The sequence below is a fragment of the Novosphingobium chloroacetimidivorans genome (assembly GCF_014204535.1).
Classification (GTDB): Bacteria; Pseudomonadota; Alphaproteobacteria; order Sphingomonadales; family Sphingomonadaceae; genus Novosphingobium; species Novosphingobium chloroacetimidivorans.
Map to the genome: position 1 here is coordinate 115380 of NZ_JACHLR010000001.1, position 14050 is coordinate 129429.

Annotated in this window: 12 protein-coding genes and 1 tRNA gene; 4 read left to right on the forward strand and 9 right to left on the reverse strand. The window is 66.3% G+C overall.

Translation table 11 applies throughout. The features are described from left to right. The first annotated feature begins 108 nt into the window (after positions 1 to 108). Positions 109 to 198, forward strand: a tRNA-Ser gene (locus tag HNO88_RS00515). Positions 199 to 380: 182 nt separating this feature from the next. Beyond that, complete coding sequence (locus tag HNO88_RS00520; RefSeq protein ID WP_159866679.1) at positions 381 to 710, forward strand: SWIB/MDM2 domain-containing protein; 330 nt, start codon at positions 381 to 383, stop codon at positions 708 to 710. Between the two features lie 48 nt (positions 711 to 758). Here the strand turns inward: HNO88_RS00520 and HNO88_RS00525 are convergent, their stop codons facing one another. From HNO88_RS00525 to HNO88_RS00545, 5 genes are all read right to left on the reverse strand, one after another. Further along, positions 759 to 1298, reverse strand: a complete 540-nt coding sequence (locus HNO88_RS00525) for a PRC-barrel domain-containing protein (RefSeq protein WP_184242354.1) — start codon at positions 1296 to 1298, stop codon at positions 759 to 761. A gap of 69 nt (positions 1299 to 1367) precedes the next feature. Continuing rightward, entirely contained in the window at positions 1368 to 2498 is a 1131-nt protein-coding gene (locus HNO88_RS00530) for a glycoside hydrolase family 130 protein (protein WP_184241699.1), read from the reverse strand. A gap of 102 nt (positions 2499 to 2600) precedes the next feature. Beyond that, positions 2601 to 3614 (reverse strand): YihY/virulence factor BrkB family protein, encoded by a 1014-nt coding sequence (locus tag HNO88_RS00535; protein ID WP_184241701.1) that lies wholly within the window; start codon positions 3612 to 3614, stop codon positions 2601 to 2603. Between the two features lie 25 nt (positions 3615 to 3639). Continuing rightward, the gene (locus HNO88_RS00540; RefSeq protein ID WP_184241703.1) at positions 3640 to 6804 is read right to left on the reverse strand and encodes a helicase-related protein; all 3165 of its coding nucleotides are present in this window, start codon (positions 6802 to 6804) and stop codon (positions 3640 to 3642) included. A gap of 126 nt (positions 6805 to 6930) precedes the next feature. Continuing rightward, positions 6931 to 7125 carry a hypothetical protein gene (locus HNO88_RS00545; protein ID WP_184241705.1) on the reverse strand — a complete coding sequence of 65 codons (195 nt, stop codon included), beginning with the start codon at positions 7123 to 7125 and terminating at the stop codon, positions 6931 to 6933. A 210-nt stretch (positions 7126 to 7335) separates the two neighbouring features. On the opposite strand from HNO88_RS00545, the gene HNO88_RS00550 reads away from it, so the two are divergent. Next, the gene (locus tag HNO88_RS00550; protein ID WP_184241706.1) at positions 7336 to 7653 is read left to right on the forward strand and encodes a PilZ domain-containing protein; all 318 of its coding nucleotides are present in this window, start codon (positions 7336 to 7338) and stop codon (positions 7651 to 7653) included. A gap of 118 nt (positions 7654 to 7771) precedes the next feature. On the opposite strand, the gene lpdA is transcribed toward HNO88_RS00550, so the two are convergent. Genes lpdA through HNO88_RS00565 form a run of 3 tightly spaced genes read right to left on the reverse strand, consistent with a single transcriptional unit; the run spans position 7772 to position 10956 of the window. Next, positions 7772 to 9187, reverse strand: coding sequence for a dihydrolipoyl dehydrogenase (lpdA, locus tag HNO88_RS00555; RefSeq protein WP_184241708.1), 1416 nt, complete (start codon positions 9185 to 9187; stop codon positions 7772 to 7774). Between the two features lie 6 nt (positions 9188 to 9193). Beyond that, positions 9194 to 9583, reverse strand: coding sequence for an acyl-CoA thioesterase (locus HNO88_RS00560; protein WP_184241710.1), 390 nt, complete (start codon positions 9581 to 9583; stop codon positions 9194 to 9196). A 2-nt stretch (positions 9584 to 9585) separates the two neighbouring features. Further along, complete coding sequence (locus tag HNO88_RS00565; RefSeq protein ID WP_184241712.1) at positions 9586 to 10956, reverse strand: pyruvate dehydrogenase complex dihydrolipoamide acetyltransferase; 1371 nt, start codon at positions 10954 to 10956, stop codon at positions 9586 to 9588. 162 nt (positions 10957 to 11118) lie between these two features. Here HNO88_RS00565 and HNO88_RS00570 point away from each other — a divergent pair, with 162 nt between their 5' ends. Continuing rightward, positions 11119 to 11571 (forward strand): universal stress protein, encoded by a 453-nt coding sequence (locus HNO88_RS00570; protein ID WP_184241714.1) that lies wholly within the window; start codon positions 11119 to 11121, stop codon positions 11569 to 11571. Between the two features lie 44 nt (positions 11572 to 11615). Here HNO88_RS00570 and HNO88_RS00575 read toward each other — a convergent pair whose 3' ends face one another. Further along, positions 11616 to 14009, reverse strand: a complete 2394-nt coding sequence (locus HNO88_RS00575; RefSeq protein ID WP_184241716.1) for a ribonuclease R family protein — start codon at positions 14007 to 14009, stop codon at positions 11616 to 11618. Positions 14010 to 14050: the final 41 nt, after the last annotated feature.

The window sequence follows — 14050 nt, forward strand, 5'->3', positions numbered from 1 at the left end:
GGGAATGGCCGCGATGCTCGTGCCGTCGCTTCGCCTGCACTCGTCCCCGCTTGGGCCCGACACAGCCGACTTGCACGCCGCGATCATTCGGCTATGCGGCTGCGTGCGGGACAGGTGGCAGAGTGGTCGATTGCTCCGGTCTTGAAAACCGGCGTGGGTGCAAGCTCACCGTGGGTTCGAATCCCACCCTGTCCGCCACCCCTGCCCCTTGGCGATTGCACGGAGCGGTTCACATCTGCGCGACGGGCTGTTGCATTTGCCCGAATGCTTCGCTCTGTTGGTGTGCTCGGTGGCGTTGCTCGGCAACTTCTGCGGCGTTGCCGAATTTAGACCCGAAATACGGCTTCTACAGAAACGATTTCAAAGCAGAGGAACGCCACATGACGACACGTGAAGAGCGAGGCGAAAAGGAAACCAAGGCCGCCGCGGCCAAGGTCAAGAAGACGGGCAAGCCGGCCGGCGGTGCCCGCGGCGGCATCACCGCGCCTGTGCAACCCTCGCCCGAACTCGCCGAGATCGTCGGTTCCGACAAGCTGCCGCGCAGCGAAGTCGTGAAGAAGGTCTGGGATTACATCAAGAAGAACGATCTGCAGAACCCGAAGGACAAGCGCGAGATCCTGGCGGACGACAAGCTGGAGAAGATCTTCGGCGGCAAGAAGGCCACCATGTTCGAGATGAACAAGCACCTTGCCAAGCATCTGAAGGCCTGACCCTGCTCTCCCGCATCGCCGCTCGCGCGGTGGATGCGGGAGTTCGCCTCAGCTGCTTCTCGCCTGCGCGGGCCAGTGCCCCGCAGCAAGGACCGGCAAGGCCTCGAACGCGTCGCGATCGATCCGCAATGACATTTGATCGCAGTTGAAATCGAGCTGCCGACGCGGAACGGCGCGCAGTTGCTCGTCGACACCGGCAACACCACCAGAGGCCACCACCACATAGCTCACGGCGCTGGTCGCGCATTCGATCAACGCTTCCACGGCATGACCGATCTGCTTGCCCGCCTCATCCACCACGCTCATGCCGTTGATGCCCGTAGCCGTGAATAGCGTCGATGACGATGAATTCCGGCTCTCTTCCTGCGCCGCTTTCGCGCCGTCCTCATAGACGGCCTGCTTGCCCAGCCAGCGCCAGATGCCGACCAGATTGACGAGTGTCAGGAAGGCGTTCGATGCCACGAGGTTGGTCTGCCCGGAGGTGAATCCTACCGTCGTCCAGGCGATCGAGCCGGCGGTAAAGACCACGAAGCCCCACCCGGTCAGCCGTGCGCCAAGGTTTGCGGCCGTCATCATCGCGGCGATCATGGTGGCTACCGGGGCAACCCAACCGGCGATTTCTTCCACGGACGGCTCCTTAGTTTCGAGACATGGCGGTCAGTCCTGCGTGAAGCTGGACTTGGGAATGTGGGTAATGCGGCAGGCCAGGTCGGCCTCGCCGGACGCGACGATGTAGTGGTCGCCGCCGTCGGCGATGCCGGTGGTGAAGACGACGTCGCGCACATACATCTGGTGATCGATGGGGGCGGTAAGATCGGGATTGGCTTCCAGCAGCGGCGCGTGTTCGGTGCGCACCACGACGCTGGGGTCGTCGCGGTCGAGGATCGACCAGTAGGTACGATAGATGCCGACGATCTCGTGCGGCTCGACCCCGTGCCAAAGCGTCAGCCAGCCCTCGCCGGTCAGGATGGGCGGCGCGCCACCACCCATGCGCGCGGTGGCGACAGTGCCTGCGTGCGGCCGGATGCCGGGCTTGTCACAGGGCTTCCAGAACCGTGCATCCGGTGAGTAGGCCAGATTGATCGAAGGCCCAGGCCGCCATTCGCTGCCGGGCGGGTAGGCGAAGTACAGGTCGCCTAACGGCCGGGTCTGCGCCCAGTAGTGCCCATCGATCAGGCCTTCGAAGATCAGCATGTCCTTGTTCTGGTGATCGAGCACGATTCCCTCGAACGTCCAGTTCAACGCATCGTCCGAGCTGTAGAGCGTCGTCGAATGCCGCTCCGGGCTGACCGAACACGTGGTCATGAGGTAGGCATCGCCCACCCGGCTGATGCGCGCATCCTCGATACCGTAGCACTGCAGGCTGCCGGTGGGCGCGATCGCCTTGTCATAGTGCTTGGCGACGACATCGAGCCCGTCTGGCGAGAGCTCGACCGGCAGCAGCCATGACAAGGAGGTCAGGGCCATGATCTTCCACCCCCCGCCGCGCAGCATGAACTTGCGGGGATCGGCGGTGTCGGCAAAGTCGAGCGGCCAGCCATCGAGGACATAGCGGCCGCCCTCGGCTTCGTCCCAGCGGATCGCGTGGACGTGGTTGTCGAACACCGGCTTGCGCAAGGCTTCGGCGACGCGAACCATCATCAGCAGGTTGCCATTGGGCAGTCGCGTCAGGCCCGGGTTGAAGGCGCCCAAGACGTAAGTCTCGGCGTCCAGATGTCCGGCGAGCGGCGACCTTGAAAGGTCGATGTCGTCGGGTACGAGAACGAGTTTGTCGACGTCATGGCGCATGGTCACGAGGTCCTTGGCTGAAGATGGGGCCGCAACCGGGCACGGCATGGTTAGAACCGGTGGGCCGATTGGACGTTCCGCGCCGCGATGATGCCTGCCTCGTCAAGCCGTGTCCCCCGCGTCGGGGTTGCGGTTCGCCTTCGTATCGGTGCCGCTCGCGACATGATCGGCCGACCAGGCGCCGCGCTCGCCGAGCGGAAGCTCCGGTCCGCCGGTCGTGTCGCGGCGCGTCTGGTGCTCCAGCTCCGAATTCAGTTCCGCGCCGAACACCAACAGGTAGCTCGACAGGTAGAGCCAGGTGAGCAGGATCACCACGGTCGCCAGCGATCCATAAGTGGCGCTGTAGTTGCCAAAGTTCGCCACGTAAGCACCGAAGCCGACCGTCAGCCCCACCCAGGCAAGGGCGAACACCAGCGATCCGGCGGACAGCCACGTCCATCGCGCCCGCTCACGCGAGGGGCCGAAGCGGTAGAGCAACGCCGCAGCGCCGGCTGCCACCGCCACCAGCACGATGTACGACACCACTTGCAAGGCGAACGACACCAGAGGCGATGTCGGCAGCAAGGTCTCGACGCGGGTCATCAACGCGACGGCAAACAGCGCGAGCACGGCGACCACCACCGCCGCGGCCGTGATCGCCAGCGCCAGCAGGTTGACCTTGATGAAGCCCCGCGCCTCTTCTTCCTCGTACGCGATGTTCAGCGCCGTAACGATCGCCGAGGCGCCGTTGCGGGCACTGAACAGGGCCAGGGCAAGCGCGATCACCACGCCCAACCCCTTCTTGCTGCCGGACGTCTGCACGACGTACATCAATTGCTCGCCCACCAGCTGTGCGATCTCGCGTGGCATGACCTTGGTCATGGCTGTCATGTTATCCAGCACGGTCTGCGGGTCGGCGAGGATGCCGTAACTGAGGACGATCGCGCCCAGCAGCGGCAACAGCGCCAGGAAGCCGTAGAACGAGACACCGGCAGCGACCAAGCCGACGTTGTCAGACGATGTCTCCTTGGCTGTCCGGACAAGCACATCTTTCCATCCGGCCAGCGACATCGACCAGGGCGCCGCCGCAGCATGGCGCGCGTCTTCGCGGCCATCGAGCAGCGCGGATGCAATCATGCTGTGGCTCCTTGTTCCGGAAGGCTCAGGCAAGGGAGGACAGGATTTCTTCGGCGCGCGCCAGACGGGCTTGGGGATCCGTGAAGTCGTCCTTGCACAGGTAGCGCTCATCGGACCGGATCAGTCCGGCCTCCTTGAACCTCGGCTTGTGCCCCCTGCGTGGCGTCAGTGCGATGGCTGCGGGGCCGGCATCCAGGCGCTCGATCCCGACGGAGCGGGCGAGTACCCGCAGACGGGCGATGGCCATCAAAGCCGCTGCCTCGGCCGGCAGTTCGCCGAAACGATCGACCAGTTCCTGTTCGAACTGCTCCAGCCCCGACACGTCGCCAATGCGCGACAGGCGAGCGTGAAGCGTGATCCGCAAGTCGAGGTCGGGTATCCAGCTCTCAGGCAAGGTCCCGCTCAGCCCAACGTTCAGGACCGGCGACCAGTCGTCGACCGCATCGCCGTGCGCCCGTGCGATCGCCAGCTCCAGAAGGTGCTGGTAGAGTTCTACGCCGATCAGCTTGGCATGGCCGGCCTGCTCCTCGCCGAGTAGATCGCCGGCACCGCGCATGTCCAGATCGCGGGCGCTGATGGCGAATCCGGCGCCCAGGCGGTCGAAGGCGGACAGTGTGTTGAGCCGCGCCAGCGTGCGCGGCGGGATCTGCGCCTGTGGGTCGGTAAGCAGCAGGATGTGCCCGCGGCGGCTGCCCCGCCCTACCCGCCCGCGCAGCTGGTGTAGCTGCGACAGGCCGAACCGGTCGGCGCGCCAGACGATCATGGTGTTGGCGCGGGGCACGTCGAGGCCGGCTTCGATGATGTTGGTGGCCAGCAGCACGTCACCATCGCCTGCGGCGAAGCGCACCATGGTTTCGTCGAGGTCTGCCGCCGGCAGCTTGCCGTGCGCCTGCAGCACCGTCATCTCGGGCACGAGCCGGGCCAGGCGCTCGGCGAGGCCGGCGAGATCCTCTATCCGCGGCACCACCACGAAGCTCTGCCCGCCTCGACTACGCTCGCGCAGAAGCGCAAGCCGCACTTGCGCATCGTCGAAGGACGCGACCGTCGAGCGGATCGGTTGGCGGCGCGCCGGCGGCGTCGCGATGATCGATAGCTGTTGCAGGCCGACCAGCGCACTTTGCAGTGTGCGTGGGATCGGCGTCGCGCTCAGCGTCAGGATTTGGTCCGCGCCGAGCCCCGCCAGCTTCGCCTTGTCGGCGGCGCCAAAGCGCTGCTCCTCGTCCACGATCACCAGCCCGAGATCGGCATAGGCGACGCCCTTGCCGGCAATGGCGCCGGTGCCGATCACGATCGAGACACTGCCATCGGCCAGGCCCTGCTTGACTGCCTTCTTCTCGGCGGCGCTGGAAAGGCGCGAGAGCCCGGCGACCTTGATACCCATGCCCTTGAAGCGCTTGGTGAAGCTTTCGAGATGCTGGCGCGCCAGAACTGTCGTCGGAACCGCGAGCGCCACCTGCTTGCCAGCAAGCACCACGATGGCAGCCGCGCGCAGGGCGACTTCGGTCTTGCCATAGCCGACGTCGCCGACGACCAGCCGGTCCATCGGCCGCCCGGATGCCAGATCGTCGCGCACCGCGTTGATGGCTCGGGCCTGGTCGGCAGTCTCGGTGAAGGGGAATCCGTCGACGAACCGCTCGTAGCGCGCCGGATCAGGCTCCAGCACGGCAGCCTCTCGCTCGCGACGCTCGGCGGCCAGCTTGGCGAGTTCGCGCGCGGTCTCCTCCAGAGCGATCTCCACTTCACCCCGGCGCTTCTCCCAGCTGGAGCCGTCAAGCTTGTCGAGCGTCACGGCATCCTCGTCGCTGCCATAGCGCCAGATGCGGTTCGCTTCGCTCGCCGGCACCAGGCGCCGCGCTTCCCCGGCAAAACGCAGGACAAGCGCATCGCCGCCATCGGGTGCGGCTTCGAGTCCCTCCACCACGCTGAGGCCATGGTCCTGGTGGACGACGACGTCGCCACGGCGCAATTCGCCCAGCTGGAACGGATCGAGCTCGGCATGAAGACCCTCGCTCTCCTCACGTTGCGCGCGGCTGCCCAGCAGATCCGCGGCCGCGACGGCCATGATGTCGCCCAGCCGAAATCCGCGGGGCACGGGCATCGCCAGGACGAGCAGCGATCCCACGGCCGCCGCGTCGACCTCTGCCCAGGATTGCACCTCGCGTGCCTTGGACTTCAGGGTGCGGGCGACACGAGGCACCAGGAACCGCAGATCCCGTCGTGTCCCGAGCAGCACGATCTTGCTGTCGGACAGCGCTGCCTTGGCCTCTCGCGAGAAAGCCTGCAAAGGGTTGCCCGCTTCGGCATAGCGTGCAGGCGGCTCGCCGAATTCGGCTCCAAGTGACTTCACCGAGCGGCTCGCCACGCTCTTGTCCCAGCGCTCCGGCATGCACACGCCGCGCAGCGACGATCGGTCGCCACGTTCGGCGGCATCGGCGGCAAGATCCAGGAACGTCACTCGTCGCTTGTCGGCGCCGTGCTCGACCAGAAGCGGCGCTCCCGGCAAGTGATCGAGCAGAGCCACTCCGCCCTCGATATCGGGTTCGCGGGCACGACCGATCTCCAGGCTCTCGCAGCTGTCCAGAGTCAGCTGCGTGATCGCATCGTACGCCCGGATCGATACGATCGCGCCATCCGCGACCTCGATGCGGCAGGGACCGCCGGCATCTGCCGGGTAGATATCGATGACGTTGCCGCGAACGGCGAACTCGCCCGGCTCGTCGACGCGCTCGTCGGCAAAATATCCGATGCCCTCGAGCATGGCGCCAAGCTCGGTGAAGTTCAGCTCGTCGCCGCAGGTCAGGACGGGAGGTGCGGTGTCGTAGGCGGACGGCGGCGGATAGAGGCGTGCGCAACTCTCGCCCGTGGTGATGAGCGCGACATGCACCTCGCCCTCAGCGGCAAGTCGCAAGCTGCGCAAGGCGCTGGTCCGCTGCCCGGCGTTCGCGGGAGTGGGTGGAGACTTGTCACCCGGCAGTGCATCGCTGCCCGGACAGAACACCACCCGGTGGTCGCCCGCACCTGCTTGCAGCGCCTGCGCCACATGACGAGCGCGCGGCTCGTCGCGGGCCATGAAGATGCAAGACCCCGAGGCCAGCTTCTCGAACAGGAAGGCGACGATCTCTCCGACGCCTTCCGCCTCGCGTTGTGAGTCGTTGCTGTCGGCGGGCGCCAGGCGCGTCATTTGGTTCATGGCAGCCGAACCCCGGACGGCGGCTGCTTGTTCCATGAAATCAAACGGATGTGGCTAGAAACTCAGTGGCGATATTCTGGGGTGGCTGAAGGAGTCCGGCGTCCTGTTCGATGCCGAATCCTCGAACTACGCGGGCAGTCGCCGCCTTTCGGGCCGCTCCTTGCGAGGGAGGCTCTCGAACGCCGGCTCGAAACCGAGGATCACGTACATCTCGCGGTCAAGGTAAGGCGCAGCGTCGCCCGCGCGCATGTCGACGCGCGCGCACTCGCCAATGCCGGGTACCTCGGTCCGGAACAGTCCTTTGCGTACCGATCGGTTCATGCGTTGCCTCGTTCGCGTTCGCGCCGCCCCTGCCGAGGGCCAACGGCCGGGGCAAGGCGGCTCGATTCATTGTCATATTCCGGCCATGTCACGGAGACAATCAACACCCGAGTTTGCACCGCCGTCGGTGCGCGGACAAGGCCAAAGCGAACGGCTGATAACCGCTTCGTAAAGCCTTCGGGCGCAAGGTCCCGGGATGAGTCACACGCAATGAAGCACGAACCGATCGATCAACCTGGCGCGCTGGCCGGCCGTTCGGCACCGCGCGCGGGAGTGACCCTGATCTGCGAGGTTCGCCAGGGCTCACGGCCCTGGACACGCGCGCGGCTGGAGGACCTTTCGCCAGGGGGCTTCCGGATCGCGCGCCTGCCCGGCGCACGAGCCGAACTGCCGTTGCGCATCCGCATTCCCGGCATGCAAATGCTGAGCGCGGACATCCGCTGGATGCGCGAGGGCGCGGTCGGCTGCGAGTTCGCCGAGCCGCTGCATGTCGCAGTGTTCGAGCACATCGTGCGCAACGCCGACTGAACCATCGTCAGCGTGAGGACCGATGGTCGCACGAAGCAATCCAGGTCCGCCCTGGATTGCTTCGCTATGTTCGCGATGACGAAGTGAAGTCGGCCGCCGCGTTCACGGCGGGCCGCGATCACATGTGAATGACGCGGCCGTAGGCGGCGAGCACAGACTCGTGCATCATCTCCGACAAGGTCGGATGCGGGAACACCGTCCCGATCAGCTCGGCCTCGGTGGTCTCCAGCGTCTTGCCCACGACATAGCCCTGGATCAGCTCGGTGACTTCCGCGCCGATCATGTGCGCGCCCAGCAGTTCGCCGGTCTTGGCGTCGAAGACCGTCTTGATGAAGCCTTCCGCTTCGCCCAGCGCGATCGCCTTGCCGTTGCCGATGAACGGGAAGCTGCCGACCTTCAGCTCGTAGCCGGCTTCCTTAGCCTTGGCCTCGGTCAGGCCGACCGACGCGATCTGCGGGTGGCAGTAGGTGCAGCCCGGGATATTGCTGCGGTCGAGCGGATGCGGGTGAACCTCGGTGTTGCCCAGCTCCTGCGCGATCGCCTCGGCTGCGGTGACGCCCTCGTGGCTCGCCTTGTGCGCCAGCCAAGGACCTTCGACGCAGTCGCCGATGGCCCATACGCCCTTGACGTTGGTACGGCCGAGCGGATCGACCTTGATGTGGAAGCGCTTGTCCGGCTCGATGTTCAGGTCCTCTAGGCCGATGTTCTCCAGGTTCGGTACGATGCCGACGGCGACGATGACGTGGCTGAACTCGGTCGTCTCTTCCTTGCCGGCCTTGTCCTTGATCGCGACCTTGACGCTCTCCGCGCCCTTGTCGATCGCGCCGACGCTGGCCTTGCTCAGGATCTTGATGCCCTGCTTGGTCAGTTGCTTCTCGAGGAAGGTCGAAACGTCCGCGTCCTCGACGGGAACGATGCGATCGGCCATCTCGACGACCGTCACTTCGCTGCCCATGTCGTTGTAGAAGCTGGCGAACTCGATGCCGATCGCACCCGAGCCGATCACGAGCAGCTTGGTCGGCAGCTCCTTGGGCGTCATGGCGTGGCGATAGGTCCAGATCCGCTCACCGTCGGACTTGGCCTTGGGCAGTTCGCGGGCACGAGCGCCGGTCGCGATCACGATGTGCTTGGCTTCGAGCGTCTCGGTGCCCTTGTCACCGGTCACTTCGAGCTTACCGGGCGCGACCAGCTTGCCGGTGCCCATGTGCACGGTGATCTTGTTCTTCTTCATCAGCCCGGTCACGCCCTTGTTGAGCTGATCGGCCACGCCGCGCGAACGCTTCACCACGGCATCGAGGTCGGCGGTGATGTTCTCGGCGGCCAGACCATAGGCCTTGGCGTTCTTCATCTGGTGGAACACCTCGGCCGAGCGCAGCAGGGCCTTGGTCGGGATGCAGCCCCAATTGAGGCAGATGCCGCCCAGCTTCTCGCGCTCGACGATCGCGGTCTTGAGGCCCAGCTGCGCCGCGCGGATCGCTGCGACATAGCCGCCGGGGCCGGAGCCGAGAACGATGACGTCGTAGGTGTCTGCCACTGAAATCTACTCCTGCTCGGATTCTTGATCTATCGGGCGAGGACGGCCCGCATCGTCGATGGCGACGAAGGTGAACGTCGCTTCGGTTACCTTGACTTCCTCGTCCTCGGTGCGGTGCCGCCGCCAGGCTTCGATGCCGATGCTCATCGAACTGCGGCCGACGCGCTTCATCTCGGCATAGACCGAGACTTCGTCACCTACCTTAACGGGGAGGTGGAACTTCATGCCGTCCAGCGCGATCGTCACTGCCCGCCCCCGCGAGTGGCGCGCCGCCAGCAGCCCGGCACCTGAGTCCATCAGACTGAGCAGCCAGCCGCCGAAGATATCGCCATAAGCGTTGGTGTCGGCCGGCATGGCGGTCACGCGGATGACGGGATCGCGCTTGACCGCTGCCATCCTCAGGCAACCATGCCCAGCGGGTTCTCGACGTACTCGCGGAACGCCGTCATCAGCTGCGCACCGCTGGCGCCGTCCACCGCGCGGTGGTCGAAGCTGCCGGTGGCGGTCATGATCGTGGCGACACCGAGCTGGCCGTCGGGCATGACCCAGGGGCGCTTCTCGCCCGCGCCGATCGCCAGGATGGTCGACTGCGGCGGGTTGATCACGGCGGTGAAGTGCTTGATGCCCATCATGCCCATGTTGGAGATCGAGGCGGTGCCGCCCTGGTACTCCTCCGGCTTCAGCTTGCCTTCCTGAGCCCGCTTGCCGAGGTCCTTCATGGCCCTGGAGATCTCGGAGAACGAACGGCCATTGGCATCCGAGACGATCGGCGTGATGAGGCCGCCGGGGATCGAGACGGCCACCGACACGTCGGCGCGCGAATACTTGATCATCTCGTTGCCGGCGAAGGTCACGTTGCACTCGGGCACGTCGATCAGTGCCTTGCCGAGCGCCTTGATCAGCATGTCGTTGACCGAAACCTTGACGCCCTGCTTTTCCAACGCTGCGTTCAACTCCGCGCGCATCGCCATCAGCTTGTCGAGGCGGACGTCGACGGTGAGATAGATGTGCGGCGCTTGCTGCATCGACTGAGCGAGCCGGCGAGCGATGGTCTTGCGCATGCCCGAGAGCTTCTCGACCGTGTGCGGGATGCGCGCGTCGAGCAGGGCCCGCGTGTCGTCCGCCATCTCGACGGATGCAGGCGCCGGTGCGGCAGTGTCGTTCGCCGCAGCCGGCGCGGCTACCGGAGCCGCCGCCTTGGGCTGGGCCGAGCCTGGCTGCGCGGCCTCTACATCGGCCTTGATCACGCGGCCGTGCGGGCCCGAACCGGTCAGAGCCTCGATGTCGACACCCTTATCGGCAGCGAGCCGGCGGGCGAGCGGGGAAGCGGCGATACGTCCCTCCTTGGATGGCGATGATGCGGTGGGAGCAGGCTTGGGCGCCGGCGCCGGAGCAGGAGACGAAGCGACTGCGGCAGCGGGCTCGGCCGGCTTGGCAGGGGCCGCCTCTGCCTTCGGCGCTTCGGCTTCGGCCTCTGCCTTCGGCGTCTCGGCTTCGGGAGCGGCTTGCGACGCGTCCTCGTCGTCGTCCTCACCTGAGAGGGTGGCGATAACGGTGCCGACCTTCACGCCTTCGCTGCCTTCGGGGATCAGGATCTTGCCGATCGTACCCTCGTCGACCGCCTCGAACTCCATGGTCGCCTTGTCGGTCTCGATCTCGGCCATGATGTCGCCCGAGGCGACCGTGTCGCCTTCCTTGACGAGCCACTTGGCCAGCTTGCCCTCCTCCATCGTGGGCGACAGGGCGGGCATCTTGATCTCGATCGGCATGGGCGCGGGAGCTTCCTCTTGGCGACGCATTCTGGCTGTGCCGTCCTTGGACAAAATGGCGCCGAGGGGCAAGCCGCCTTTAGCCCGTGAGGCCCGAAACGGCTCGCTTGCGCACCGTGCGAAACAATACGATACGCATGGTCAACAAGGGAGGAGAGTTGGATGCGCGTCTACCTCGTCATCGTCGACGAGTCAGAGGAGGCCCTGGTCGCCTTGCGCTATGCCGCCCGGCGCGCCGCGCAGACCGACGGCGCCGTCCACCTGCTCGCGCTGGTGCCGCCCCAGCCCTTCAACGCCTTCGCCGGCGTGCAGGCCACTATCGAGGAAGAGGCCCGCTCGCGCGCCGAGACCTTGGTGACCGCGGCGGCCGGAAACCTGCTCTCGCAAGGGGGCAAGATGCCCGCCATCGCCGTGCGCATGGGTGAGGACACCAAGGTCGTGCGCGAGTACCTGGCGGAGCATCCGGAGGTGTCTGCGCTGGTGCTGGCGACGGCGAAGGACGGCGGACCGGGGCCGCTGGTCTCGCACTTCACCAGCCTGGGCACGCGCATGCCCTGCCCCGTCTTCGTCATTCCGGGGCACCTGGACGAAGGCGAAATCGATAGACTGAGCTAGCCGCTCCCCTTCGACCCGGGCTTGATCCGGGTCGACGCGACGCATTACCGCTTCTTCTTGCCTTGATGGCGGATGTTCGAAGGCCGACCACGCTTGCCGACGAGATGTTTGCCGCGCGGTGGCTTGGACGGCAGCGGCCTGCCGCGAGGCTCGACTCCATTGGAGCCGCCCTCCACCAGTTCGAACTTCAGCGCACCGGTCAGCGGGTTGGCCTCCGCGAGCTTGAGCGGCAGGCGATCGCCGCTGGCGTACTTGGTGCCGCTGTGCTCGCCGACCAGAACTTGCGCGCGCTCGTCGTAATGGAAGCGCTCGTCGCCAAGGGTCGAGACAGGGACCAGGCCGTCTCCGCCAAGGCCGATGATCGTCGCGAAGAAGCCGAACTTCTGCACGCCGGTGATCCGCGTCGGGAAGGTCTCGCCCACCCGGCTCGAAAGCCAGGCGGCGACGTAGCGGTCGATCGTCTCGCGTTCGGCTTCCATCGCGCGGCGTTCGGACTTGCTGATGGCGTCGCTGACGCGGCTGAGATCGTCCCGGTCGCGCTCCGACAGCCCCGACGTCTTCGGCAAGCCGTTGCTCGGCGCCGGCTGCTCCAGTTGATACGCATCGACCAGGGCGCGGTGCACCAGCAAGTCGGCATAGCGGCGAATCGGCGAGGTAAAGTGCGCGTACGATCCAAGCGACAAGCCGAAGTGCCCGGCATTGCGCGGACCATAGTAGGCCTGCGTCTGGCTGCGCAGTACCGCCTCCATCACCAGCGCCTTTTCGCTCTCGTCCGCCACGTCCTTGAGCATGCGGTTGAACAGCCCCGGCGTGATCACCTGGCCGAGCGCCAGCTTGCGATCGAAGGTGGCGAGGTAGTCCTTGAGCGCGATCAGCTTCTCGCGGCTGGGCGCCTCGTGGACGCGGTAGACCACGGGCGCGACCTTTGCCTCCAGCGCCTTGGCGGCCGCGACGTTGGCGGCGATCATGAAGTCCTCGACCACGCGATGCGCGTCGAGCCGTTCGCGCACGGCAATCTCGGCAATGCGGCCCTGCTGGTCGAGCATGACGCGGCGCTCGGGCAATTCGAGCTCGAGCGGATCGCGATCGGCCCGCGCGGTGGCGAGCGCCTTCCACGCGGACCAGAGGTTCTGGAGGACCTCCAACGACACTTGCTCTGGCCGATCTCCGTTCGTGTCGAGCGAAGTCGAGACACGCTGATCCGGCGCTGACGTGTCTCGACTACGCTCGACACGAACGGGATCTTGGACATCATCGGACAGAGTAGCAGCATCGATCCGCCGCTGCGCTTCCTCATAGGCGATCACCTCGGCAATCCGTACAAGGGCGCGGGTGAACCGCCACTCGGTCACCCTGCCACGGCCGTCGATGCGCATGTGGCAAGCCATCGCCGCGCGGTCCTCACCAGAGCGGAGCGAGCACACGTCGGCGCTCAGCACCTCGGGGAGCATCGGCACGACCCGGTCAGGAAAGTAGACCGAGTTGCCGCGCTTCCTTGCCTCGCGATCGGTTTCGCTGCCCGGTCGCACGTAGAACGACACGTCGGCGATCGCGACCAGCGCGTGGAAGCCGCCTTCGCCGTCCGGCTCGGCCCAGATCGCATCGTCGTGATCGCGCGCGTCGCTGGGATCGATGGCGACGATCGGCAGGTGCCGCAGGTCTTCGCGGTGATCGGGGCTGAGCGGCAGCTTCGCGGCGCGCTCGGCCTCGTCCAGCATCTCTTGCGAGAACACGTTGGGAATGCCGTGCTTGTGGATCGCGATCAGACTGAAGGCTCGCGGTGCCAGCGGCTCGCCCAGGACTTGCGTGACCTTCAGCCCCGAACGCGGCGAGCGGCCGGCCGGCTCGGCGAGGACGAGTTCGCCCTTCTCCGCGCCGCCCAAATCCGAGATCGGCATCGCATTGCGGATCCGCTTGTCGACCGGCGCCAGCCAGCCCTTGCCGGCCGCGTCGATCTCCACGACGCCGAGCACCTGCTCCTCGCGCGTCGCGATCTTCTTCATGGGATAGCCGCGCAAGTGACCGTTGCTCTCCTCGGTCCGCGCGAGCACGCGATCGCCCTTCTTGAGCGCGGGTGGGCGCTGCCCGCCCCTGGCGCCACCGGCCCCCTTCTCGATCAGGCGGATACGCGGCGGAGGCGTCGCATCGTCGGGCTGCCAGCTGTCGGGTACGGCAACCGCTTCGCCATCGTCGATATCGATGACGCGCAGGACGGTGACCTTGGGTACGCCGCCCATGCGGTGATAGGCAGTCCGCTTGCCGTCGATCAGGCCCTCTTCGGCCATGTCCTTGAGCAGTGCCTTGAGCTGGATCTTCTCCTGCCCCTGCAACCCGAAGGCGCGGCTGATCTCGCGCTTGCCCGCGGGTTCACTCGACTCCTGGATGAACTCGAGGATCTGCTGACGGGACGGAAGGCCGGGGGCGCGCTTTGCTGGCATCCCCAGCATCTAGGCGGCGCGAGGGCCCGCGGCAATGGCGG

What these genes read in the sequence shown, in the direction of transcription:
- HNO88_RS00525 (WP_184242354.1), bottom strand. Translation starts at nt 1,298, where the DNA reads ATGATCGCCGCGATGATGACGGCCGCAAACCTTGGCGCACGGCTGACC.
- HNO88_RS00565 (WP_184241712.1), bottom strand. Translation starts at nt 10,956, where the DNA reads ATGCCGATCGAGATCAAGATGCCCGCCCTGTCGCCCACGATGGAGGAG.
- HNO88_RS00560 (WP_184241710.1), bottom strand. Translation starts at nt 9,583, where the DNA reads ATGGCAGCGGTCAAGCGCGATCCCGTCATCCGCGTGACCGCCATGCCG.
- HNO88_RS00520 (WP_159866679.1), top strand. Translation starts at nt 381, where the DNA reads ATGACGACACGTGAAGAGCGAGGCGAAAAGGAAACCAAGGCCGCCGCG.
- HNO88_RS00540 (WP_184241703.1), bottom strand. Translation starts at nt 6,804, where the DNA reads ATGAACCAAATGACGCGCCTGGCGCCCGCCGACAGCAACGACTCACAA.
- HNO88_RS00570 (WP_184241714.1), top strand. Translation starts at nt 11,119, where the DNA reads ATGCGCGTCTACCTCGTCATCGTCGACGAGTCAGAGGAGGCCCTGGTC.
- HNO88_RS00535 (WP_184241701.1), bottom strand. Translation starts at nt 3,614, where the DNA reads ATGATTGCATCCGCGCTGCTCGATGGCCGCGAAGACGCGCGCCATGCT.
- HNO88_RS00530 (WP_184241699.1), bottom strand. Translation starts at nt 2,498, where the DNA reads ATGCGCCATGACGTCGACAAACTCGTTCTCGTACCCGACGACATCGAC.
- HNO88_RS00575 (WP_184241716.1), bottom strand. Translation starts at nt 14,009, where the DNA reads ATGCCAGCAAAGCGCGCCCCCGGCCTTCCGTCCCGTCAGCAGATCCTC.
- HNO88_RS00545 (WP_184241705.1), bottom strand. Translation starts at nt 7,125, where the DNA reads ATGAACCGATCGGTACGCAAAGGACTGTTCCGGACCGAGGTACCCGGC.
- HNO88_RS00550 (WP_184241706.1), top strand. Translation starts at nt 7,336, where the DNA reads ATGAAGCACGAACCGATCGATCAACCTGGCGCGCTGGCCGGCCGTTCG.